20 protein-coding genes and 1 pseudogene are annotated in these 24,601 nt (G+C 60.3%); 16 read left to right on the forward strand and 5 right to left on the reverse strand.

Going from position 1 to position 24,601, the window contains the following annotated elements:
* Positions 1-91: 91 nt before the first annotated feature.
* A complete protein-coding gene (locus tag B0G77_RS33490; RefSeq protein ID WP_243751319.1) occupies positions 92-1,582 on the reverse strand; it encodes an SH3 domain-containing C40 family peptidase in 1,491 nt (496 codons plus the stop codon).
* An 878-nt stretch (positions 1,583-2,460) separates the two neighbouring features.
* On the opposite strand from B0G77_RS33490, the gene B0G77_RS33495 reads away from it, so the two are divergent.
* From B0G77_RS33495 to B0G77_RS33510, 4 genes are all read left to right on the forward strand, one after another.
* On the forward strand, positions 2,461-2,748 hold the full coding sequence (locus tag B0G77_RS33495; protein ID WP_133666101.1) for a hypothetical protein: 288 nt from the start codon (positions 2,461-2,463) through the stop codon (positions 2,746-2,748).
* Positions 2,749-3,362: 614 nt separating this feature from the next.
* The gene (locus tag B0G77_RS33500) at positions 3,363-4,052 is read left to right on the forward strand and encodes a DUF899 family protein (protein WP_133666102.1); all 690 of its coding nucleotides are present in this window, start codon (positions 3,363-3,365) and stop codon (positions 4,050-4,052) included.
* 554 nt (positions 4,053-4,606) lie between these two features.
* Positions 4,607-5,164 (forward strand): carboxymuconolactone decarboxylase family protein, encoded by a 558-nt coding sequence (locus B0G77_RS33505; protein WP_133666103.1) that lies wholly within the window; start codon positions 4,607-4,609, stop codon positions 5,162-5,164.
* Positions 5,165-5,201: 37 nt separating this feature from the next.
* The gene (locus B0G77_RS33510) at positions 5,202-6,047 is read left to right on the forward strand and encodes a helix-turn-helix transcriptional regulator (RefSeq protein ID WP_133666104.1); all 846 of its coding nucleotides are present in this window, start codon (positions 5,202-5,204) and stop codon (positions 6,045-6,047) included.
* Between the two features lie 155 nt (positions 6,048-6,202).
* Here B0G77_RS33510 and ltrA read toward each other — a convergent pair whose 3' ends face one another.
* Complete coding sequence (gene ltrA, locus B0G77_RS33515) at positions 6,203-7,684, reverse strand: group II intron reverse transcriptase/maturase (RefSeq protein ID WP_133666105.1); 1,482 nt, start codon at positions 7,682-7,684, stop codon at positions 6,203-6,205.
* A gap of 823 nt (positions 7,685-8,507) precedes the next feature.
* Between ltrA and B0G77_RS33520 the strand changes: the two genes are divergently transcribed.
* Together B0G77_RS33520 and B0G77_RS33525 are read left to right on the forward strand one after the other, a co-directional pair.
* Positions 8,508-9,167: a TrkA family potassium uptake protein gene (locus tag B0G77_RS33520; protein ID WP_133666106.1), complete on the forward strand. Its 660-nt coding sequence runs from the start codon at positions 8,508-8,510 to the stop codon at positions 9,165-9,167.
* Between the two features lie 77 nt (positions 9,168-9,244).
* Positions 9,245-10,522: a TrkH family potassium uptake protein gene (locus B0G77_RS33525; RefSeq protein WP_133666107.1), complete on the forward strand. Its 1,278-nt coding sequence runs from the start codon at positions 9,245-9,247 to the stop codon at positions 10,520-10,522.
* Positions 10,523-10,786: 264 nt separating this feature from the next.
* On the opposite strand, the pseudogene B0G77_RS33530 reads toward B0G77_RS33525, so the two are convergent.
* From B0G77_RS33530 to B0G77_RS33540, 3 genes and pseudogenes are all read right to left on the reverse strand, one after another.
* Positions 10,787-10,945: pseudogene (locus B0G77_RS33530) on the reverse strand (proline racemase family protein); the annotation flags it as partial.
* Between the two features lie 32 nt (positions 10,946-10,977).
* Positions 10,978-12,099 carry a branched-chain amino acid ABC transporter substrate-binding protein gene (locus tag B0G77_RS33535; RefSeq protein WP_133666108.1) on the reverse strand — a complete coding sequence of 374 codons (1,122 nt, stop codon included), beginning with the start codon at positions 12,097-12,099 and terminating at the stop codon, positions 10,978-10,980.
* 106 nt (positions 12,100-12,205) lie between these two features.
* On the reverse strand, positions 12,206-12,436 hold the full coding sequence (locus B0G77_RS33540; RefSeq protein WP_133666109.1) for a hypothetical protein: 231 nt from the start codon (positions 12,434-12,436) through the stop codon (positions 12,206-12,208).
* A 191-nt stretch (positions 12,437-12,627) separates the two neighbouring features.
* On the opposite strand from B0G77_RS33540, the gene B0G77_RS33545 reads away from it, so the two are divergent.
* The 10 genes from B0G77_RS33545 (at position 12,628) to B0G77_RS33590 (ending at position 24,564) form a co-directional block, all read left to right on the forward strand.
* Complete coding sequence (locus B0G77_RS33545; protein WP_133664546.1) at positions 12,628-13,650, forward strand: IS30 family transposase; 1,023 nt, start codon at positions 12,628-12,630, stop codon at positions 13,648-13,650.
* A 227-nt stretch (positions 13,651-13,877) separates the two neighbouring features.
* Complete coding sequence (locus tag B0G77_RS33550; protein WP_133666987.1) at positions 13,878-14,618, forward strand: GntR family transcriptional regulator; 741 nt, start codon at positions 13,878-13,880, stop codon at positions 14,616-14,618.
* Positions 14,619-15,618: 1,000 nt separating this feature from the next.
* Entirely contained in the window at positions 15,619-16,194 is a 576-nt protein-coding gene (locus B0G77_RS33555) for a GNAT family N-acetyltransferase (protein WP_243751320.1), read from the forward strand.
* Positions 16,195-16,403: 209 nt separating this feature from the next.
* On the forward strand, positions 16,404-17,264 hold the full coding sequence (locus B0G77_RS33560) for a class I SAM-dependent methyltransferase (protein ID WP_133666110.1): 861 nt from the start codon (positions 16,404-16,406) through the stop codon (positions 17,262-17,264).
* Between the two features lie 280 nt (positions 17,265-17,544).
* On the forward strand, positions 17,545-18,555 hold the full coding sequence (deoC, locus tag B0G77_RS33565; protein ID WP_133666111.1) for a deoxyribose-phosphate aldolase: 1,011 nt from the start codon (positions 17,545-17,547) through the stop codon (positions 18,553-18,555).
* A gap of 22 nt (positions 18,556-18,577) precedes the next feature.
* Positions 18,578-20,971: an aldehyde dehydrogenase family protein gene (locus B0G77_RS33570; RefSeq protein WP_133666112.1), complete on the forward strand. Its 2,394-nt coding sequence runs from the start codon at positions 18,578-18,580 to the stop codon at positions 20,969-20,971.
* Between the two features lie 63 nt (positions 20,972-21,034).
* Positions 21,035-21,514, forward strand: a complete 480-nt coding sequence (locus B0G77_RS33575) for an RbsD/FucU family protein (protein WP_133666113.1) — start codon at positions 21,035-21,037, stop codon at positions 21,512-21,514.
* Positions 21,511-22,449 (forward strand): ribokinase, encoded by a 939-nt coding sequence (rbsK, locus tag B0G77_RS33580; RefSeq protein WP_133666114.1) that lies wholly within the window; start codon positions 21,511-21,513, stop codon positions 22,447-22,449. The genes B0G77_RS33575 and rbsK overlap by 4 nt, the downstream gene beginning before the upstream one ends.
* Positions 22,446-23,507 carry an ABC transporter permease gene (locus B0G77_RS33585; RefSeq protein WP_243751321.1) on the forward strand — a complete coding sequence of 354 codons (1,062 nt, stop codon included), beginning with the start codon at positions 22,446-22,448 and terminating at the stop codon, positions 23,505-23,507. Before rbsK ends, B0G77_RS33585 begins: the two co-directional genes overlap by 4 nt.
* 52 nt (positions 23,508-23,559) lie before the next feature.
* Complete coding sequence (locus B0G77_RS33590; protein ID WP_133666115.1) at positions 23,560-24,564, forward strand: substrate-binding domain-containing protein; 1,005 nt, start codon at positions 23,560-23,562, stop codon at positions 24,562-24,564.
* Positions 24,565-24,601 lie beyond the last annotated feature (37 nt).

The raw sequence follows: 24,601 nt of genomic DNA on the forward strand, positions 1-24,601 counted from the left end.
TTACATTGTGCGCCGGGCAGGGCAAGTGAAACGATTGTGTTCTCAAAGTGGCGAAGCTGCGAGCGGCGAAGGACACCCTGCGTCAATGTCCTCAACTCGCGGGATTGTCTTCGTCGGGAGGGACTGGCGTGCCTTCCCCGGGCGCGCCAAGAATACTGATCTGAAAAATCGGCGTGGCCGCCAAAGATTCCAGCATCGGATCCTCTGGGATACGTTCAAGCAGGGGTAGGATCACCGAGCCGCCGATCACCGCGCGCCGGGTATTGTCAGCCGGTCGCAGCCCCCAAATGTCCTGGTAGACAACTGGCAATTCCTGTTTGTTGCGGGTGGTGTTACCCAGGTACAGCATGACGTGGCCACCGATGTAGATCAGGGTGCGCATGGGCTGTCCATGACGCGTCACGTAATCGAGCCGCTCTGCCGGCGTGGCGCCGGAAAGGTCAGTCATGCGTCCGGCGCTCATCTGGGTCGACGAGTGACGTGGCAACCAGACTCCGAATGCGACGAAGATGCTTTGCAGTTCCGACGAGCAATCGTTATAGAGACCGGTGTTGCCCCAGCCATAGGGGCGCCCGATCAGGGTCTTGAGCAGCCTCGCCAGATGGCGTGGTGTCGCGGCCAGTGGCATCGGCGAGATTTGCGCGTCGCTCAGTTGCGCGGTGCGGATGACGGCCAGACCATCCGCGTTGCGGGCGGGCACGAGGATGTTGCGAATGCCCGGCGCGCTCGCGGGAAGTAGCGGAAGCAGGCTCCCCGCCGGCGCGTCAAAGCGAAACGCACCGCGGCTGTCCCGAACCGGAGCCAATGCCACGGTCACGGCGCCCAATGCCTCGTGTGTCGCGTCTCGCCACCTGTCGACAAACGCGTCATTCACCATGCCTATGTCCTCGCTGCGCACCCAGCCCTGCACATCGGGCGTCTGCACATAGCGCCACCCCCCGTCGAGGCTGCTCCCCAGCACATATAGCGGCGTGCCGGGCCGTACTGCAGAGATCTGCAAGTTGTCGAACGGGTAGCCTTCGCCCGCAAGGCGGCGGTCATCAAACGACGGATCCAGGGTCGGCAACTCGCGCACCAGCAGGTTGCCGGTGGCAATTGCGCGGTGCGCGGAGATATAACCGGGGGCGCGCGTGAATTGGTCAACGTCCATATTCCGTGCGATGGTTTCAATCCAGGCTACGGTGTGGGGCCGGAAGTTCTGACCGTAACCGATGTACTTGCCGGTCTTGTCGGTGTTGTCGAACCAGGCAAGACGACGGTGTTGCAAGGCGACCATATCGCTGCCGCTTTGTCGATAGACGTGCGAGTCGACATAGGCCGGGTTCCAGGGCGAAGGGTCGTCCGGGCGGTTCCCGAAGTAGCGTGCATAGAGCGCTTCAAAATGGGTGCGCTGGTCGTCCGCGCTCAGGAACGCCTTGTCATAGCCTGGACCGGACGGGTCTATCCAGTGATCGACGTCCTGGTTATACGCGGCCATTGGGAACAGCCCGAATGGGTCGACCGCGGTACGGGCCTCGTGAGAAGAAGGGGTGCCGGTGCATCCGGCCAACGCCAGGCTAAGCGCCGCAGCCTGGATCAGCAACCATACACGTGTTCGAGACCGCAACGAAGTATGTGCTGCAAGTGGGCCCGGCGGTACGAACACCGCTTCGACCTGGGAAAAGGCGGCGAGACGCATAGTACAAGGCAGTCAATGTGCGAGACTTCGATGATACGTCGTACTGCTCTGTACGATCGGCATCGATCTTCGCATGCCCTGAGACGGCAGTCGGCCGGTAAGAGACGTTCGATGCGTCCGCCAAGATCCTTCCCAATCGTGGGGGAGTTCGTTTGCAAGTTTGCTCACCGGCTTCCGCTCCAGTGACTGTTCGCTATCCACACAGCCCAATCGATTTCCTCGCGGCGACGCATGACCTGCGCCGCGCAGTGCCAAACCACGCCGGACTCAGATTGGGGACCAGGACGCATTGGGTCAGCCGGTTAGCCCCGAAAATCGAAATTCACCATTGCGAACAACGCGCTTAATTATCAGCGGCCGTTTTCCTAAACTTGGCATTAACAGGCATGGACTCGATCCCATGCTATCTGTTCGCGGCATGGCGTCAATACTGTGCAATAGCGGCCTGATAGGCCTTATCGTGAGCTGATGGAGCTGATGGAGCTGATGGAGCTGATGGAGCTGATGGAGCTGATGGAGCTGATTGAGACATAGAGGGCATAGTGGGCCGAAACGAGGTTCCGGTCACCCAGGTATTCCTTAGGCAGGCGTAGATTCTTTACAAGAAGGAAGTACGTGTCTCGCTGCCAGCCCTGAGCGGTGATCTGTGATTTGCTTCACGTGCACCAATGCGAACGGTCGCTCGAGTCTGTTCGCCAAGAGTCAGGCGTATAACGACCGCCATGGAAATACGGAAGGATTGTTTGCGTCGAAATTCCAGTCCAACCAAGGAGGAGCGGGTCATGAACAAGGCAACCAGCACACTGATCGCGGCCGTCGCCGCACTCACGGTGTCGGGCGGCGCCTATGCACAAAGCAACAACACGCTGGCGACCCCAACCACAAAGTCGCCGGCCAATGCAACGAGTGGCTACGGCACGCCTGGCGTCACCAACTCGGACAGCGGCGCTGGGTCGCCGAACTCGGGCCAGCCGAATAGCACGAACACTAGCTCGACGTCCCCCACCCCCGCTTTCGGGAGTAACAACACGCTGGCGATCCCGACCACAAAGTCGCCAGCAGCCCAATAAGAGCAATCAAGGCTGGCAACCGGGCGCAAATGAGCGCAAAGCGACTAAGCGCTTCAATCTCGCAGGGCGCAGTTGCAATTGTGAACAGTGCCGCATAAATAAGACCGCTGCCCACACGGACAGCGGTCTTTTGGTTCTCCTGATCTCTTCACGGAAGCGGCTTGCGGCACACAGACCGGCTGCATGCGCGTAGCGTGACCGAATAGTAGCGACTAGCGAAACAGATCGCGACGTTAGAAAAAAGTTAGTGTGAGTGGCCGTCCATAACGCGCCAGAAGACCGAATTCGCCCAACGTTGAATGACCGCTTCGCGGAAGAGCGAAGGACCGTAACGGGTGTGCGCAAGCCGGGCAAGTCGACTACCGCCGACCGCATCGGTCAGTCGGCGGCCAGGAAGCGCCATTCATCCATCGCGTCGCTCGGTCACTCCAGCGGCGGCTCCGCGCAGCAAACGGCCGTTCGATCGGCGAAGGTGAACGTTCCATTCATCGGCCTCGAGCTGCCATCCAGAGTACACTCGGATGGGGTTTCCCTGCTCCCCGAGACTACATCACGTCATTCGATGGGTCCGGGAGGGCAGGGAACTCAAATACCAGTTCCAGGAGGAGCCGAACATGAGTGAACTACGGTATCCAAACGAAAGCAGAGAGTATCGCAATGCGCGTGACCTATTGCTTAAAGAAGAACAAGAGCTTGTCGACAGAGTGAGATCAGTCGCAAAACAACGCCGCGATCTTCCTCCAGGTGGGCAGTTGAAAGAGGACTACGTATTCCAATGGGCCAACGATGGGAAAGTGGGCAAGAGCGTGAAATTCTCCGAGCTGTTTGGGGATAAGAACACGCTGCTCCTTTACTCATTTATGTTCGGTCCGAACTGGGACAATCCCTGTCCGTCGTGTACGTCGCTGGTCGATGGGTTCGATCGCACCTGGTATCAGGTCACTCAACATGCCGCGTTCGTAGCAATTGCCAAAGCTCCGGCTGATCGAATCAATACATGGGCCAAGCAACGTGGATGGTCGCAGATTGCACTGGTTTCTGGATCGGGCTCCGCCTATCAAGCCGATTACAAATGCCAGGGGGACTTTGATGATATGCAATGGCCAGTGATGCACGTATTCAGGAGGCAGGATGGAAAGATTTTTCATTTCTGGGGAACTGAATTGTCGGCGAATCATGTTGACACGGTGTGGCCGTATTGGAATCTCATGGACTTTACGCCAGAGGGTCGGCCCGACATCCCCACTCCGCCACAAAATTTCAGGTCCGAATACCTTGAAAAAAACTATCTGAATAAGGAGTAGCCTGGCGACTGATCGCGCTGACTTGAATAGCGAAGGAATATGCGGGGCTTATGTTCATGTCGCCTTCAGACCCCGATCTCGCCTCCGGGCGGATGGTGCTTGTCGTTCGCGACAAGTGAGCGCCGCAATCATTCTTAAGTGTCCAATTACCTTCGCCGATGGACGGACCGCTTCTGGCGACTGTATGCGCTCAGCCGACTTTGCCGTGAGCCGCCGCACAAGAACATTCGCCCTTCACCGGCGGCAGCTTTGCGGCGTCATGGCTCAAAGGGTGCAACCGGCCAGGAACGGAACCTTGGCGCAATTCATGTCACGCTCGTTTCGATGTCAGGTTAGCGTTTGACACCCGTCACTCAGCCTGGCCATGAGCGCGCAATAGAGAAGGGCAAGACGCGGCGGGATTCCGGGTCGCCTTGCACGGCGAGGCCACGCGCCGCGGGCCGTGCTCCGTCGCGCGGTGATTACATGGGATGTAATTGGCGCAAGGAACGACCGCTTTTACTCTTCGGCTGTCGCGCCTCCATTCCGGTAGCGCGCACCGCCAAGGAGATACCATGTCCAGCTATCCACTTCACACGATCGAATCCGCTCCCGCGCAATCAAGGCCCGTGCTCCAGCAACTGCAACAGGCGTTCGGCCTGATCCCGAACATCGCGGCCAAGATGGCCGGATCACCGGTGCTGATCAACGGTTTCATCGGCCTGTTCGAGCGCGTGCATGCGAGCAGCCTGACCGAGCCGCAGATTCAGACCCTGTTGCTGACCAACGCGGTCGCGAACGCCAGCGAATGGCCGGTCGCGTTTCACACGGCGCTCGCGTTGAAGGAGGGCGTGCATCCCGCCGACGTCGACGCGATCCGGCACCGCGTCCTGCCTGATGACCCCGGACTGGCCGCGCTATCGGCATTGGCGCGCACGCTGATAGAAAAGCGCGGCCGTCTGGCCGAATCGGAGCAGAGACGGTTCCTGGAAGCGGGGTTTAGCGCTGAACAGATACTCGAGGTCATTGCGGTGATTGCCGCATCGACGATCACGAACTACACCAGCAGCGTAACCCGGCCGCCGCTCGAAGCGCAGTTTGAGGCGTTCGCCTGGCATGCACCCGCCCCCTGAGTCCTCTCCATTCATCCACCTCGATTAGGGGAATCCAATGAACGCCATCAGTCCCGATCCGAAAGCGCCGCCGAGCGAACTCGGTGACCTGCTGCGCTATTGGCGCGACGTGCGTGGCGTGAGTCAGCTCGATCTGTCGCTCGAGGCCGGTGTCTCGCAGCGCCAGATCAGCTTCATCGAAAGCGGGCGCAGCGTGCCGGGCCGGGACACGCTGCTGACGCTTGCACAGACGCTCGACGTGCCGCTGCGCGAGCGCAATGCCCTGCTGCTCGCCGCCGGCTACGCGCCCGTGTATTCAGAGGCGCCATGGAACGCACGGGAGATGCATGGTGTAATCCGCGCGCTCGAACGGGTCGTGCGCCAGCATGAGCCGTTTCCGGCGATCGTGATGGATCGCCACTGGAACGTTCTGATGACCAACGACGCAGCGCCGCGCTTCTTCGACTGTTTCATCGACATGGCCTCGCGCAACGGTCCGCGCAACATGCTGCATCTGATCTTCGATCCGCAGGGGATGCGTCCATTCGTGGCCGATTGGGACACGGTTTCGCGAAGCTTGCTGCAACGCGTGTATCGAGAATCGGTCGGTCACGTGGTCGACGCCGGCACCAGCCGTCTGCTCGACGAACTGCTTGCCTATCCAGACGTGCCGCGCGACTGGAAAACGCATCACGGGCCGTCCGCCGCGCCCACGATGCCCGTCATTCCGATGGGTTTCATCAGCGAGGGAGTCGTGCTTCGATATTTCTCGATGGTCACGACCGTTGGCGCGCCGCAGAACGTTGTGGCACAGGAACTACGCCTGGAATGCATGTTTCCGGCCGATGACGAAACCGAAGCACGCCACCGGGAGTTGCTCGCCGTACATTCGAAACATCACTGAACCGCTGGTATTCGGGCACGCCGAGTAGCCAGGGACGGTTACCCATCCCCAGCCCTCTAAGAACCGTGCGTGCGCCTTTAGACGCACACGGCTCAAGCCTTACCAAGGCCAATCTGACCCGGCGACTCGTCCTGCGGTATTGGCCGGAATTCCGCTCAGGCAAACGCAGCCATCCCACGCCATGCCAGGCGACTTACTCGTCGGAAATGCGCACGCCGAGCGAAGTAATCCGTGAAAGCTGGGTCGTAGGGGGTGGCGTTCGCTTGAATCTTGATGTGCCGGGTAATTGGAACACTGGCGGCTTGAAACAGATCAAGGCAAGTGGCTTTCCCCAGTCCATCACGGGTCAATGCGAAAAACACCCAATTGCGTCGACCTTCGGAGCGAAAGTATCGCTGACGCTTCCATCGTGCCGATTTGTTGGGGTGCCGTCGATTGATCCATGCGATCAGCGCCTGAAACACATGGTGGTCAACATAGGCGAAGGCTTTCTTTGCGACCACGTGACGATAGTAGTTGGCCCAGCCCCTCAACTTGCTGTTGAGTTGCCGGATCAGATCTTCCGTCTTGGCTGCAATGTTGGCCCTGATTGTTCCTCGAATCTTTTCCAGAAAGCTGAGGACTGCTTTCTTGGAGGGCTTGATAAGTAGCTTGCCCGCGTACTTGCGCACGTTGAATCCGAGAAAGTCAAAGCCGTCGTCGATGTGCGTGATGCGGGTCTTCTCGTCAGAGAGTTCCAGACCACGTTCCTTGAGGAAGGCGACAACCGCAGGCTTCACCATCGTCTCGAGCACTTCTTTCGACGCGCACGTGATGATAAAATCATCGGCATATTTGACGACATGGATTTTCTGGTTGCGGGGGGCCGCCCGTCGAGCGACGTCCTCTAAACCATCCAGTGCCATATTCGCCAAAACCGGTGATGCGATTCCGCCTTGAGGTGTACCAGCTTCCGTGGGGTAGACGACGCCTTCTTCCATGTAACCTGCCGCCAGCCATTTCCTTAGGATAGGTTTATCCATCGGGATATGGTCAATCAGCCAGGGGTGACTGATTCGGTCAAAGCAGGCTTTAATATCTCCTTCGAGAATCCATTGGGCGCCTTGCTTCGGTGCTAAAACTGTGAAGCATTGGCCAATAGCATCGGCGGTGGAGCGTTTGGGTCGGAACCCATATGCATTCGGGTCCGCCAGCATCTCAGCTACCGGTTCCAGACCCAGCAGATGGAGCGCTTGCTGGGCGCGGTCGGACATAGCGGGGATGCCGAGGGGCCGAAGTTTGCCGTTCTTTTTGGGGATATATATACGCCGCAGCGGCTGCGGGCGGTAGCCCCGCCGCTGTAGTGACCGGGCAGCCATGAGTTTCCGGGCTGCGGTTTTCCAGACAACACCATCTACTCCTGCTGTGTTGCGGCCGGAGTTCTGGGTCACGCGTCGCACGGCTAATAACTTGGCCGAGAACGCGTGGGTCAGGAGCCATTGCAAGGCTTGCACCTTGCCCCAGCGCCTTTCCCGAGCTGCCTTCGCAATACGCATCTGCAGTCGCTGTACCTGTTGTTCGATGGCGCGCCAATTGATGGCGTCCCAGCTTGCAACCTTAGAGGACGCACCAATCAACGGCATGGCCGCTGTCGTCATTTGCCTTTCCCCATCATAACGATTCCACAAATTCTCTTGCGAGGTAAGACCAGTCGGACGTTGGCTCACTTTCGTGCCGGGTGACATTCAAACCCGTATCCGGACCATTACAGGCCGGCCTTCGCTTCTTCCGACATCCCAAGCCCGCACCGCCATGGGCAGACTTCACAGCCTGCTGTCCCCGAGGGGAGCGATACGAGGTTTCCACGTTCCGCCTGCTGAAGTACGCCGGGTTAGGTGTCTGCTGTCGACCGGGAGGCAATGGGGTCACGAGAATGCAGAGAACGAACATTCTTCCCGCCTCCGATACCGTTTTTTGGTCAAGCGTAGTAGCCACTTCCGCTTGTCATTATTCACGGTCTTTATCGCAGATTCAGATGTCTTCACCATACCGGCTATCTAGCACTCATCCGGGTTGTGGCTCCCAGAAGGGCACGCCTCTCGCGATTGATGCCCCGCACCTTGCGGTGCTTCGTTTCATTGTCAGGGCCGCTCTTTATTCAGGCCCGTAGATTCACCCGGTGACACGGGCGGTCCCCTCCGTTTCCGTGGGGACAACTTCAACAGGCGACTTCGTGTCGCAAGTTCTCAAACATTGTGGTCCTGGTCCACGACACGCCGATATTCTCAGTCAATGTGATGCCGAGACCACCGATGTAGTCCTACGCAGGATGTTATCGGGCCGCTACAGTTAGCCTGGCGGAATATTCCGCGATTCCGGCGTACAACCCCTACGTTATACGAATTGGTGGCATCCACATTTTCCGGCCGCCCGCAGTGCCGTGTAGAATGGTCCGACTTCATCGAACCCGTCACGCGACCTATGAGCAAGCATAAATATGCAGTCATTGGCCTCGGCGCATTCGGCAGTACTGTTGCAAGAGAGCTCGAGAGTCTGGGCAACGAAGTTCTCGGCATCGACGAAGACGAAGTGCGGGTCAATCATATCGCCGACGAGATATCACACGCGGCCATCGCCGACGGTCGCGACGAACGGACCCTTCGCAATCTCGGGCTCGCGGAATATGACGGAGTGGTCGTCGCAATCGGAGAGGATCTTGAATCCAGCATTCTCTGTACGCTAGCGCTGAAGAACCTCGGTGTGCAGCAGGTTTGGGTAAAAGCTTCCTCGTCTGCCCACCACCTCATTCTCGAGAAGCTAGGGGCGGATCGAATAGTCAACCCCGAACGCCACGTCGGCATGCATGTCGCGCGCACCATGATCTACCCCCATGTGCTCGATTACATAGCGTTGGGCGGGGATGATTATGTCGTGGAGTTGGAAGTCCCTGAGACGCTCGACAAGCATCCGCTAGACAACCTTCGGTTACACGAGCGCTATGACATCGAGGTGCTGGCTTTCAAGCGTGGTGACAGCGCATCGAGCCGCGTCACGGCGGACCTTGTTCTATCAAACGGCGACCGGCTGGTATTGCTCGGGAACATTGCTGCACTGCGGCGCTTCTCGCGGGAGCTGCTTTGAAACACTGGTCGTTTCACTCACCATGGGGGCGGCGTGCACCACGGATCCTTCGTCTGCCTCCGACAGCAGTGCTGGCCATGGTGTTTGCCGGACTCATCGTCGCCGGCGCAACCGTCCTGAGTTTGCCGATCTCGACCTTGCAACCCCTGCGCTGGATTGACGCTCTCTTTATGGCCACTTCAGCCGTGACGGTGACAGGGCTGAGCGTCGTGGATGTTGGGGCGGGGCTCACCCGTTTCGGGCAGGTGGTTATGCTTGTCCTGATTCAGCTCGGTGGGCTTGGAATGATGACCTTCACCGTGATGGTCCTGTCTCTGCTGGGGCTACGCCTGAGTATCCGTCAACAGATGCTGCTTAAAGAGGATCTGAATCAAACTTCGCTGGGCGACCTGATGCAGCTGGTGCGAATGATCGCGGGTGTCGTAGTCGTTACGGAAGCCAGTGGGACATTGTTGCTGGCGGTGCGCTTCGTGCCGCAATTCGGCTGGTCCGAAGGATTGTTCTATGCGTTGTTTCACTCAATTTCGGCGTTTAATAACGCTGGTTTTGCTCTTTTCCCTGACAGTATGACACGCTGGGCAACCGACCCCTGGATCAACCTCGTCACTGTTGCCCTGATCGTTATCGGCGGTCTTGGATTCAGCGTCCTGGACGATCTGTGCTCGCGCCGCAGATGGACTTACCTTAGCCTTCACAGCAGGCTCACGCTGGTTGGTACGGCAGTGCTGCTGATGCTGGGGTTTGTTGGCTTTGCAATACTGGAATGGCACAATCCGAAAACGCTGGGGTTGCATGCCAGCGTCGCTGACAGGTTGCTCATGTCGTTCTTTCAGTCGGTGACTACGCGCTCGGCCGGATTAAATACAATCGACATCGCATCGCTCAACGACAGTACGACGCTGGTGACGCTCGGGCTGATGTTTATCGGCGGCGGAAGCACGTCGAACGCCGGCGGCATCAAGGTTAGCTCGTTCATGGTGCTCGTGATTGTGACTTGGGCTTTCCTGAGGAAATCGAGCACGCCAGGCGCCTTCGGCCGGACGATTCCGCCCGCCGATATCCTCAAAGTCCTCGCCCTGACTTCTATCAGCTCTAGCATCGTGGTGCTCGGCACCTTCGCACTCACCATGGTGCAGACCCAGCCATTTCTCGATCTGCTATTCGAAACCGTTTCTTCGCTTGCAACCGTGGGCTTATCTCGAGGCATAAGTGGTGAACTGACTGACTCCGGGCGAATGATCGTCACGGTCATGATGTTCATCGGACGCGTGGGTCCACTCACTCTTGGCCTCACCCTTGCACGCAACACGCCAAACCGCTTGCTCTATCCAGAAGGCCGGGTGTACTTGGGTTGAGGGTTTAGCGCTCCGGGAGTCCGACGGGAGAAGGTGTGTCATCGTACGGCACCGGTACGACGAGCGATGTCACGCTGCAATGTTTCTGTGCTTGATTCGACGGTGACCAGGCGTTGGCGTAGCAGTGAAGAAAAAAAGCGCGCCAGGCCGATTGCTCAGCGTAACGCGCCAACCTGGTACCTCTACTGCAATTGGCTTATCGAACGAGGAATCCGTATGTCAGCGGGGCGCGTTCGTCCACTATCCAATTTGCGAAGCCGCACACATCAGCGCTTTGCGAATGTCGTCAGCATTCTCCTTTGGCCACTCGCGTCGCTTGACGATAGTGTCGCCTGGCAAACGTGGCAGGCCGCTGGTGACGATGCGGAACGCTTCACCGCCGGTATGGACTTCGACAGTCGAACTGGTGCGAGTGATTTTCACGTCTGCTTCATGAAGTCACTGGGACTAATGCCTCACTGGCCGTAGGGAACCGGCAGGCCATTCTTGATTGTATAAACGGTAGTCGGTGCGCCCTTGAGGTCGCCGTATTCATCGAACGAGTACGTACCGGCTACACCTTTATAGTTTTCTTTCGCGAGTTCGGCGGTCAGTTTCGCCTTGTCGGTCGTCGTCCCGGCCTTCACCATCGCGTCGGCGAGCATCTTGATGCCGTCGTAGTAGCTGACGGCGTAGACCTGCGTATCAGTGTTGTAGGCGGCTTTGTACTTCTGCAGGAACTCGCGGCCGGCAGCTGTCTTGTCAAGCGCGATGCCGCCCTGGGCGCAGTACACGATTGAAGCTGCATCCCCCGCGACCTTACCCATATCAGCCGAGCAGATGCCGTCACCACCGAGCAGCTTTGCGCGCAGACCACGCTGGCGCATCTGCTTTGCCATCGGCGCGCCCTGTGCAGCGTAGCCACCGAAGAAAATCACGTCGGGGTTCTTGCCCTTGATGTTGGTGAGAATCCCGAGGAAGTCCGTTGCCGACGAATTGGTGAATTCCTGGTCAACAATCTGGATACCGTTTGCCTTGGCGACCTTGATGGACTGCTCGGCGACGCCCTGACCATACGCCGTGCGGTCGTCGATAACTGCCGCCGTTTTCGCCTTCAGCGTTTTCGCTGCAAACTGCCCCATCGTTCCGCCGAGCTGCTCATCGCTTGCGCCGATACGGAAAATGTTCTTGAAACCCTGCTTCGTCAATGCAGGGTTAGACGCGACAGGCAGGATGGGAACCCCACCGGTGTTATAGACGCGCGAGGCCGGAATGGCGACGCCTGAGTTGTACGGTCCCACGACGGCGATTACGCCGCTGTCGACCAGCTTCTGCGCAATCTGCACGCCGATTTTCGGGTCAGCCTGGTCGTCTTCCGAGTCCAGCTTGAACGTGACTTTCTGTCCCGCAACGGTGACGCCCGTCTTGTTCAGTTCATCGATGGCCAGGCGTGCGCCGTTTTCGTTGTCTTTGCCGTTCGGCGCCTGCGGTCCGGTGAGCGGAGCGGAGTGACCGATGGTAACGACGACCTGCGCATTGGCGGACAGGGTGAATCCAGCGGCCACTACGGCGGCCACGATTGTTGCGAGACGGCGCATACGAACTCCAGGTGGGCTAAGTGGAAACCAGACCGTTTCAGTCTGGTCGGTGCACGGCATGACTTCGGTAATGCAGAGGTACTTCGCGTGTCTGGTTAATGAGCGGCTAGCGCCTGACGGGCGACGCGGCACGCAGCCAGGTCACAGGCCGCACACTGGCAGGCATCGACAGCATCAGGCCGCCCTCTTGCATCGGAACGACCATGTGCTCGGGGCTGACAATCTTTCCCGCGCCATATTCAAGGATGACTTGCTGGAGAACTCGCACGAGTGATGAATAGTTCAGCAGTTCGGCGGTTGCCTGGGCATCGAAGTTCCGGGTGATAGCGGCAGTCATTCCTCTCACGTATGAAAGAACGCGCAGCGCGCCGGCTGGCGTGGAACTGGACGCAAATGCAACCAGTTTGCGTTGAATCGACATACGGCTGGCCTTAGGTGTTGATGTTGGCTCTTGGGATGAAAGCTAAACCAATAATCTGGGCGCGATCAATTTTGAAGTGCAACACCTTGATCTGCTAAGGTGCGCACATGACTACAAGAAAGTATCAGCAGTTGCAGCCTGAAGAACGTATCACTATTGCCAGCATGAAACAGCAGGGTTTGAGCGTGCGGGCCATGGCCCGCACGCTTGACCGCTCAGCTTCGAGCGTCAGCCGTGAACTGGCGCGTAATGCGTGTCCGGTGCGCGGCTACGCTTCGGTAGTCGCGCAGACCATCAGTTCGAACCGGCGGGCTGCAGCGCGCACGCCGGGTAAGCTGAATCCCCAAGGCGCACTGTGGCGCATTGTGCTCAGTCTGCTTAGCTGGAAGTGGTCGCCGCAGCAGATCTCCGGTACGCTGACGCGCATGTGGCCCGATGACCCTTCCATGCACGTCTCGCACGAGACCATCTACAACGCAATCTATGCACACCCGCGCGGCGAACTGCGCCGCCAGCTCATCTCGTGTCTGCGCCAGGCTCGCAGCACGCGAATGCCACGCAGTCGTGGCAACGACAGACGGGGCAAGATCGCCGACATGCTGAGCATCCACGTACGCCCGCCTGAGGTGAACGATCGGGTCATGCCCGGGCACTGGGAGGGAGACTTTATCAAGGGTGCGGGCAACCAGTCCTCCGTGGGAGTTCTGGTCGAGCGCACCAGCCGGCTTGTCCTGCTCGCGAAGATGGAGGATGCCACCGCCGCCTCAGCGCTGGCCGGCTTCACCGCCAAACTGAACTCCATCGCCACGCCACTGCGTCAGAGCCTGACCTATGATCAGGGCAAGGAGATGGCGCGGCATCCGGAACTCACCGCCGCCACCGGCGTGCGCGTGTATTTCTGTGACCCGCACAGTCCGTGGCAGCGTGGCACCTGTGAGAACACCAACGGACTGCTACGCCAGTATCTGCCCAAGGGCACCGATCTCTCGGTCTACAGCCAGGATGAACTTGACGACATCGCCGACAGCCTGAACAGCAGGCCCCGTGCTACCCACGCCTTTCACTCGCCTCTGGAAGTCTTTGCGCGCATGCTCGAGACCAACACGCAAACACCTTCAACCCTTCATTAACCTGTTGCATTTCGGTTTTGAAACCGCCCTGCATATAACAAGCAAATTTCAGACGTGTAGCGCATTTGTGGTATCAGAGAAAACCACAATGGCGAGTGATGCTTTTGAATGATCCACATTTGAACCAGTTGATGGACGGTTTTATCTTGCCGGGTTTTCATCGCGCGCCGCCACGGTTAACGAAATTTGGTATATTTGTGAACCACATCCGCTCCACTCATTACGAAATGGCTTCAGTTCCCATCGAATTTGAGAGCAACTTCCGCCCGTTGCAGATCTACGAGCAGGTCTCGGAGAAAATTCGGGCTGCGATCCGTTCCGGAATGTTTCTCCCGGACGCGCGATTGCCGTCGGAGCGAGAGCTGGCAGCACGCTTCGGCGTCGGCAGGCCCGCAGTTCGCGAGGCCATTGGTGCACTACAGAATGAAGGGCTTGTCGTCACCAGGCGCAACTCGGGCACATACGTCGCTTCTGCGGCGGGGCAAATCCTTGCATCTGCCGCCACGACGAATGCAGCGGGAACGGAGGCATCTGACTTTAGCCCTTCGGCGACGTTGGACGTCCGATTGATCCTGGAGCCCGCAATAGCGCGGCGTGCCGCGATGCGTAAGAAGCGCGACCGGCTGGCCGAGCACTATCTGGCCCAGATGGAAACGTTGACTGATGTCGCCGATCCTGAGCAGCGGGCTTTGTGGAATAACAGTGACAGGCTGTTTCATCGTCAACTCGCAGTGATGACGGGTGACGCATTGCTCGCGAAGCTGGCCGAGGAGATTGCTGCGACGATGGACCAGTCGCTCTGGAAGCGACTTAAAGACGACGGCATTTATGATCCGACGCGGATCCGGCTCTACGTTGCGGAGCATCGGCTGATCTATGAAGCCATTGTGACGGGGGATGCGGATGCTGCGGCGTTCTATGTCGAACAGCACATCCATCGCGTACAGAGGGACATCGCTCCGCAGTAGGCGCAGAAAGTGGCGTTGCCTCTAGGCCAAAGGCATGAAATTTTGCCGCCGCCGACAGCAGGATAGTCACGCGTGGACGCCCCCGGTTTGCCAAGCTTTCATGTTGCGATGTCACTTTGCCTTGAGCCGCAGCCCCATTGCTTTATTGACCGCCATACTCTGCGTTTATGCGGTCGAGTTCACCCGATTGGCGTGCGTGCAGATACTCCTGATAGACCTGGGCTCGGGTCTTTCCCATTGGAGCGCCAGCGTCGCTCCTCGTGCCTGGGACACCTCCCGCAGAGTCTGTCGAGGACACGGTGGGTTGGTTGGCCTGCGGTGCAGATGACATGTCCTGAGCCTGAACATATCCAAATGCAAGAACGGCGGCGCTAACGGCCGCGATTTTGAGCGGGTTCATATCTACGTACTCCACGAAATTCCGCTTGGCCTGGTTTCTTGAACCAGTCAACAGAAGTGCTACTCCAGATAATCTCGCCCTGGACCGTCACGTCGCGGGGATGCCCGCTGCGCTTCGGGTGGCGGGAACCCCACCATATGACGCGTCAGCGCCAGGTTGCGCAGGTGCCGCTGCGTTCTGCTGTATCACCGGCTGCGTGGAAGGCGGTGCTCGTTGCGGCGGGCCTTGGGCGCGGGCCACCCCTGCCAGTGCGAACAGGCACGTCGCGCCCGCCGCCAATATCAGTTGTGAATTCATCTCAACTCCTTGATTTGTGCGCGAGTTGTTCAAGACCTTTCTTCGCGCCTTGCTGATTTCCGTTGTCCGCTCCTCCAAACGCCGTGCACCATCGACACCGCCAAGCCGTAGAGGCGAGCGAATGCGAAGTTGGCTTGTTGCACTGTCTGTGCCAAAAGCCGGACTTATTAGATGACAATCTGGACGATGACGCGAGGCGGATACCGGGCGGAACAGAAGGACGCGCAATCGGTGCGCTGATGACAGGACGTTGTAAGCCCATTGATCAAAAAGAACCCTCCCGCGGTTATGTTATAGACCGCCATGGGATTGATTGACAGCGGAATCGCGGACTGGCAAAGCGGGAGCGACCTGCTGGGCGGCGTCACTCGCTATCGTTCCATCACATCTGGCGAAGCGGCGGTTGCTATGGAACTGGATTTTCGACAGGCTGTCCCCGGAGACTCGGAGTGGCTATTTGATACATACCAGCGAACGATGAGGGATTTCGTGACCGCAGCCTATGGCTGGGACGAGAGCCTGCAACGAGCGGGGTTTGCAAAAAGCGTTCGCCAGGGCTGTTGTCAGATCGTCACGTGCGAAGGCAACCGATGCGGGTTTGTGCACTGGGAAATCGAACCCGATCTCGTATGGCTGAGAATGCTTTGTATCGTCCCGGGGATGCAAAACAGGAAGATTGGCAGTGAAGCGATTGCCAAGGTCATGTCGCTGTCCAGTCTCTTGCAAAAACCGCTGTACCTGCATGTCCTGCTGTGCAACCGGGTCGCCTATGACTGGTACAGAAGAATCGGTTTTGTCGAAATCGAGAACGACGGCAAGGTCGCCACGCTGGTGCTTGCTCCTTCGACACCACCAGAACCTGGGAAGCGGCATGGCTAGTCCTTCCAGCCGGGTTCATCGCAAACAGCCTGGTCCGGCCATATCCAGCCGTACATCCGCACTGCTCACTGCATTTCTACGTGCGGATGCTGTGTGAAACGTTCCCGGTCATTCGCCAAAGGACCGAAGCAACAACTCTTTCCTGCATCGCGTGGCACAGTACGAGCAGGTCAGCCTCAGTCAAAGACGAACAAACAGGATTGAAAGTCATGAGCGACAAGCCAGATGTAGCGCCAGACAGCACAGCAGCGCGAGTCGCCCTGTGGCGTGCTCTGCATGTCGAGGCCGACCCTCCGCCGCATGTGCTGGAAGATGAAATCGGCCTTAAGCTGCTGTCTCCGGACAAGGGCTGGCGCCACCGCGGCGACATGGACCTGCAGTTCACGCGTCCCTTCCGCGCCTCAATCGTGGCTCGTGCCCGTTTCATTGAGGATCTGGTCGTGGAACAGGCCGGCCGCGGGCTTGGTCAGTATGTCATCCTCGGCGCCGGTCTCGACAGCTTCGCACAGCGGAGGCCGGAGATCGCGTCCCGTCTCAGGGTGTTTGAGATCGACCAGCCAGGTCCCCAGGCATGGAAGCGTCAGCGCCTGATCGAGCTCGGCTTCGGCGTCCCGGACTGGCTGCGCTTCGTGCCGGTCGATTTCGAGGCGGGAGGGGCCTGGCGGGATGCGCTCGTGACTGCCGGCTTCGATGACAGCAAGCCAGCCGTCGTGGTCTCCACGGGCGTCAGCATGTATCTCAGCAAGGATGCGAACGCGGCCACGTTACGCCAGGTCGCGGCCCTCGCCCCAGGATCGACGCTCGCCATGACGTTTCTGCTCCCGCTCGAGCTGGCGGACCCCGAGGTACGTCCGGGACTCGAGATGGCGGAGAAGGGCGCGCGAGCGAGCGGGACACCTTTCCTCAGCTTCTTCACTCCGCCGGAGATCCTGGCGCGTGCCCACGAAGCTGGCTTCAGGGAAGCACGGCACGTCTCGGCGGCCGATCTTACCCGGCGCTACTTCGCGGGCAGGACAGATGATCTGCGTCCGCCAGACAATGCGGAGGAACTGCTGGTGGCAAATACATAGCTGTCGGCACGGGCGTATCCCGACATCCGTGTGGAGGTTCCCTCATGACGAAGCTGCGTCTTGTGCGTCGGCCAGAGGATTGGCCGTCCCACTGACTTCACGCCCGTTCAATTTCACGATGTGAATATACTAACATCGAGGCAGCCGGTTGCCGTACCACCTGTCAGCCATGCCGCTGTGGAATGCAGGTTTTCCCTATGTCACAATCGTAACATTTGTGCTCTAATCTGATACCAAGTTATCAACAAGTGTTGTGCAATGCACAACAACGAGCCTACCTATGTTCGATGAAGCATCCAGTTCCGTGGTCGCCTGGCCGGGTCGCGCGCACGCGTCGCACGCCCGTGCCCGCAATCCCGGTGTTCCGTTCGATCTGTCGTGGGTCGACTCGCTGCGCGTAAACCGGTCGGCGGTCGAGCAGCGCGTCGCGACGCTCGGTACGCGCCGGTCGGTTAAAAAGGACGCGCAGGCCGCGTGGCTGCTCAAGGCCATTACGTGCATCGACCTGACCACGCTCGCTGGGGACGACACGGCTGGCCGCGTCGAGCGTCTGTGTGCAAAAGCCCGCCGCCCGGTGCGTGACGATCTGCTCGAAGCGCTTGGGATGCAGGCGCAGACCATCACAACGGGGGCGGTCTGCGTGTATCACCGCTTCGTGAGCACGGCGGTCGCGGCGCTGGCCGGCAGCGGCATTCCGGTCGCAGCCGTGTCCACCGGTTTTCCTGCCGGGATGATCCCGCATCCGCTGAAACTCAAAGAGATCGAAGCGTCGGTGGCCGATGGCGCCGCCGAGATCGATATCGTGGTGACCCGCGAGCACGTGCTGACCGGCAACTGGCAGGCGCTGTACGACGAGATGGGCGATTTCCGCGCCGCGTGTGGCGATGCCCACGTGAAGGCAATTCTCGCCACTGGCGATATCCGCACGCTGTCGAACGTCGCGAAGGCGTCGATGGTCTGCATGATGGCGGGCGCCGATTTCATCAAGACGTCCACCGGCAAGGAAGGCGTCAACGCAACGCTGGCTGTGTCGCTCGCGATGGTCCGGATGATCCGCGAGTACTTCGAGCGCACCGGCATCGAAATTGGTTTCAAACCGGCGGGCGGCGTGTCGACTGCGAAGTCGGTGCTCGAATACCAGATCCTGATGAAAGAAGAACTTGGACGGCAATGGCTCGAACCGGATCTGTTCCGGATCGGCGCATCGAGCCTGCTGGCCGATATTGAGCGACAACTCGAGCACCACGTGAGCGGCCGCTATTCTGCATTCCATCGTCACCCGGTCGCGTGACCTCGCACAACGAAGACCCCACATGAGCGTAGCTGAATATTTTTCTTCGATGGAATACGGACCTGCCCCGGAAGACGACAAGGCCGCGCGCGCCTGGCTCGCTGAGCATGCGCACGGCTTCGGCCACTTTATCGATGGCGCTTTCCGCGCGCCGGCGTCCGGCGACGGTGCCGAAACATTCGAATCCAGCGAGCCTGCGACGGGCCGTGTGCTCGCAAACATCGCGCAAGGCGACGAGGCCGATGTGAACGCGGCGGTCGCTGCCGCTCACAAGGCGCTGCCCGCGTGGCAGGCATTGGGCGGAGCGGGCCGCGCGCGGCATCTCTATGCGCTCGCACGGATGGTGCAGCGGCATAGCCGGCTCTTCGCCGTGCTCGAATCGCTGGACAACGGCAAGCCGATCCGCGAGACGCGCGACATAGACATTCCCCTTGTCGCGCGACATTTCCTGCATCACGCCGGCTGGGCGCAGCTTCAGGAAAGCGAACTGTCGGGCTGGACACCGCTTGGCGTGATCGGGCAGATCGTGCCGTGGAATTTCCCGCTGCTGATGCTGGCGTGGAAGATCGCGCCGGCACTGGCCACCGGCAATTGCGTGGTGCTGAAGCCCGCTGAATTTACGCCGCTGACAGCACTGCTGTTCGCGGAACTCGCGCATCGCGCGGGTCTGCCAGCGGGCGTGTTGAACGTCGTCACAGGAGACGGCCGCACCGGCGCAAAGCTGGTCGAACATCCTCAGGTCGCGAAGATCGCGTTCACCGGATCGACCAGTGTCGGGCGGCAGATCCGTGTCGCGACCGCAGGCTCGGGCAAGTCGCTCACGCTCGAACTCGGCGGCAAGTCGCCGTTCATCGTCTTCGACGATGCCGATCTGGATGGCGCGGTCGAAGGCGTGGTCGACGCGATCTGGTTCAACCAGGGGCAAGTCTGCTGCGCGGGTTCGCGTCTGCTGGTGCAGGAGGGTGTTGAAGCGCGCTTCATCGAAAAGCTGAAGCGCCGGATGGAGACACTGCGCGTCGGTCATTCGCTCGACAAGAGCATCGACATGGGCGCGATTGTCGACGAGGTGCAACGGGAGCGCATCAAGTCACTTGTCGCGCAAGGCGAGCGTGAAGGGTGCGAGGTCTATCAGCCCGCGCATCTGCGGATGCCTGAGAACGGTGTGTTCTTCCCACCGACGCTGGTCACCCGCGTTGCGCCCGCCTCGACGCTTGCGCAGGAGGAAATATTCGGACCGGTGCTGGTCGCGATGAGCTTTCGCACGCCCGACGAAGCGGTCGCGCTCGCGAACCATTCACGTTACGGACTGGCTGCGAGTGTGTGGAGCGAGACGATCGGCCGCGTGCTGGATATCGCGCCTCGTCTTGAATGCGGTGTCGTGTGGATCAACGCAACGAACCTGTTCGATGCGGGCGTCGGCTTCGGTGGCTATCGCGAGTCGGGCTTTGGACGGGAAGGCGGCCGTGAGGGGATCTACGAGTATCTAAAGCCGCAGGCGTGGACCAACCTGCCGCTGCGCGCGAACGAACGCGACGAGGTGAAACCCGTCGCGCAAGCCGATATCTATCTCAGCACGATGGATCGGACCGCGAAGCTGTTCATCGGCGGCAGGCAGATGCGGCCGGACAACGGCAGTTCGCGCGTCGTCCGTGCGCCGTCCGGGGTGATCGTCGGCGAGACGGCGGACGGTAGCCGCAAGGACATTCGCAATGCGGTCGCAGCGGCGCGCAGTGCGGTGAAGTGGTCGCAGACAAGCACGCATAACCGTGCTCAGGTACTCTACTACCTCGCGGAAAACCTGTCGGCGCGCGCGGACGAATTCAGACGGCAACTCGTGATTCGTGCAGGATCGAACGAGGCCGAAGCCGGGCGCGAAGTCGAGGCATCGATCACGCGGCTCTTCACATATGCCGCGTGGGCCGACAAGTTCGACGGCGCAGTCCATTCGCCGCCATTGCGCGGCGTCGCACTCGCCATGAACGAGCCGCTTGGCGTGCTTGGCGTGATCAGCCCGGAAGAAGCGCCGTTGCTGGGTTTCGTGTCGCTGATCGCACCGGCGCTTGCGATGGGCAATCGGGTAGTCGTCGTGCCGAGCGAACGCTGCCCGTTGATGGCGACGGATTTCTATCAGGTGGTCGAGACGTCGGATGTGCAGGCGGGTGCGTTGAACATCGTCACCGGCGAACACGCGGCGCTTGCCAGGACACTTGCCCAGCACGATGACGTCGACGCGCTGTGGAGTTTCGGCGGCGCAGAACTCTCGACGCTTGTCGAGCGCGAATCGGTTGGCAATCTGAAGCGCACGTTCGTCGATCATGGGCGCGTGTTCGACTGGTACGCTGCGTCAGCAGAAGGTTTGCCGTTCCTGCGACACGCGGTGCAGGTCAAGAACATCTGGATTCCGTACGGCGACTGATGGCCGGCAATGACAGCCGTGGGCGCAGACCTGTAACAGGTGCCCGCAAGATGGAGGAGACACATGCTGAAGAATATCGATCCGTTGCTCAACCCCGACGTGCTGTATGCACTCAGCGCGATGGGACACGGCGACGAGGTGGTGGTCTGCGACGCGAACTTCCCTGCGGATTCCGTCGCCCGTCAAACCGTGCTGGGCAAAGTGCTGCGGCTTGACGGCGCGAACGCGCCGCGCGCCATTCGCGCAGTGCTGTCGGTCCTGCCGCTCGACTCGTTCGTCGATCATCCGGCCGAACGCATGGAAGTGGTCGGCGATGCCGATGCCTTGCCTGCTGTGCAGCGTGAAGCGCAGCGCGAAGTCGATCATGCGGAAGGACGTTCGACGCCGTTCGCGTCGATCGAGCGCTTCACGTTCTACGAGCGGGCAAAGAAGGCGTACTGCGTGATTGCCACCGGCGAAGCGCGCGGCTATGGCTGCTTCATCTTCAAGAAGGGTGTCGACCTCGCGCCCGATGCGCCCAACGCCGCGGAGGGTTCGCGATGAGCGTCGTCATTCTCGGCATCTATGTGACCGATCTCAGCTTCCGCGCGAGCCGCATGCCGGCGCTTGGCGAAACGATTGCCGGCACCTCGTTCGCGATGGGCCCGGGTGGCAAGGGATCGAACCAGGCAGTAGCTGCCGCGCGGGCCGGCGCGGACGTCGTGTTCTGCACGCGTATCGGCGGCGACGCATTCGGTGAAATCGCGCAATCCACGTGGGCCGCGGAAGGCATCACATCGCGCGCGACGGTGGTCGACGACATGGCAACTGGCGCAGCCCATATCTACGTCGATGACGTCACCGGCGGCAATGCGATCATCGTCGCGGCCGGCGCCGCCGGCACGCTCGGCCCCGCCGACGTCGAGGCGATCGAGGCCGACATTGCAAAAGCGAAGGTGTTCGTCACGCAACTGGAGCAACCAGTCCCGGCGGCGAAGCGCGGTCTCGAACTCGCGCGCCGCCATGGCGTGACGACCGTGTTCAACCCCGCGCCGGCCGTGCCGTTCGATGACGACATGTTCCCGCTGTGCGACTACATCACGCCGAACGAAACCGAAGCGACGGCGCTCACGGGCGTGCCGGTCGAAACGCTCGACGATGCCCGTCGTGCGGCCGACATCCTGCTGTCGAAGGGCGTGCGGGCGGTGATCGTGACGCTCGGCGAAGCGGGTGCGTTACTTCACACGCGCGAGCTTTCGGAGCACGTGCCCGCATTCGATTGCGGTCGTGTGGTGGAAACCGCCGGCGCAGGCGACGGCTTCGCCGGCGGGCTTGCCGCGGCGCTGTCGCGCGGCGATTCTCCGCTCGACGCGGTGCGCTTCGGCTGCGCGCTGGCGAGCCTGTCAGTCACGCGGGCGGGCACCGCGCCGTCGATGCCGACGCTCGACGAAATCAACGCAGTGCTGGGCGCTCACGCTGCGCTCGCGGCTCAATCATGAGCGGCCTGAACATGACGTCCTGGTCGTCCTGGTTCAGGGACAGGCAACTGAACTTCCTGGTCGGCGTGAACCTGCTGATCGTGATCGTCGCGACGGTGCTGTCGCACGGACAGTTCGTCGACATCGACAACCTGCAGTCGATGGGCGGCCAGTTGCCGGAACTCGGGCTGCTCGCACTCGGCATCATGCTGTCGATGGTGTCGGGCAACGGCGGCATCGACCTGTCGGGCGTCGCGCTTGCGAATCTGTCCGGCATGGTCGCAGCCATGCTGTTGCCGCATCTTGTCTCCGCCGACGATTCGCCTGCGCTCTACACGGCCGTGTTCACCGCGATCGTGCTAGCGATGGGTGTGCTCGGCGGTGTGCTGAACGGGATCGTGATCGCGCGCCTGCGTCTCACGCCGATCCTGTGCACGCTTGGCACGTCGCTATTGTTCACCGGTATCGCCGTCGTGCTGAGCAACGGCGCGTCGGTGCGGGTCGAATACGTCGATCCGTTGTCGGCGATCGGCAACGGCACGTGGCTGCAGATTCCAATCTCCTTCGCGATCTTCGTTGTGACCGTGCTCGTGCTCGGCTGGGTGTTGAGGCGCACGCCGTTCGGCCTGCGCCTGTTCCTGATGGGCACCAATCCCAAGGCGGCCTTTTACGCAGGCATTCCCCGCACGCGGATGCTGGTCATCACGTATGGCCTGTGTGGCGTGCTGGCGTCGCTCGCCGGTCTGATCAGCGCGACGCATACGTCGAGTGCAAAGTGGGACTACGGCAATTCGTATCTGCTGATCGCGATCCTGATCGCGGTGATGGGCGGCGTGAATCCGTCGGGCGGCTATGGACGGATCGTCTGCGTATTCCTCGCCGCAACGGCACTGCAATTCCTCTCGAGCCTGTTCAATCTGCTAGGCGTATCGCAGTTTTTCGGCGATTGCGCGTGGGGCTTCCTGTTGCTCGCATCGCTGGCGTTTGCGGGCGGCGAACGGGTTCGCACGATCTTCGGCATTGGCGGCGCGCGAGCGGCGCCCAGCGTGCCGCGGCCACCCGCGTCGACGGGACGTTAGATTCCCCCCTTCCTTCATGTGCAGCACATTCGAACCATACAGGAGACATCGCATGAAACTGAATCGACTTGCTATCGCTGTCGCAGGCGCCGCTCTCGCGGCGGGCGCGATCCTCACGGCGCAAGCCGCGACTGACGAGACGATCGTCACGGTCGTCAAGGTGACCGGCATCAACTGGTTCAACCGGATGGACGAAGGCGTCAAGGAGTTCGGCAAGGACAATCCGAACATTAACGTGTATCAGACAGGTCCCGGCCGCGCCGACGCCGCGCAGCAACTGAAGATCGTCGAGGACCTGATCGCGAAGAAGGTCACGGCGATCGCGGTCGTGCCGTTCGACCCGCCCACGCTGGAACCCGCGTTGAAAAAAGCGATGGATCGTGGCATCAAGGTCGTCACGCATGAGGCGGACAACGAGAAGAACACGATGGTCGACATCGAAGCGTTCGACAACACCGCATACGGCGCGGGTCTGAACGAACGTCTGGCGAAATGCATGGGGCAGCAGGGCAAGTGGGCGGTACTGGTGGGTTCGCTCGGCAGCCGTTCGCAGGTGCAGTGGGCCGATGGCGGCATCGGCAATGCAAAGCAGAAGTACCCGAAGATGGACCTCGTCGAGCCGAAGCTCGAAACCAACAACGACGGCGAACAGGCGTACAAGGTCGCGAAAGAAGTGTTGCGCAAGCATCCGGACCTGAACGGCTTCCAGGGCTCGTCGTCGCTTGATGTGATCGGCATTGGCCGCGCGGTCGAAGAAGCGGGCAAGGTCGGCAAGATCTGCGTGTACGGCACGGGCCTGCCGACCGAGGCTGGCAAGTTCCTTGAAAGCGGTGCAGTCAACGGCATCGCGTTCTGGGATCCGAAGCTCGCCGGCATCGCGATGAACAAGGTCGCGCAGATGCTGGTGGCCGGCAAAACGGTGGAGGACGGCGCGGACCTCGGCATCGTCGGCTATAACAAGGTGACCGTCAGCAAGGGACCGGGCAAGGGCATCATCGTGCGCGGAGCGGGCTGGGTCGACGTCGACAAGACGAACTACAAGCAGTATCCGTTCTGATGTGCGGCGGCGTGCGCCGTACCGGCGCGCGCCGCCT

The organism is Paraburkholderia sp. BL10I2N1 (assembly GCF_004361815.1).
GTDB lineage: Bacteria > Pseudomonadota > Gammaproteobacteria > Burkholderiales > Burkholderiaceae > Paraburkholderia.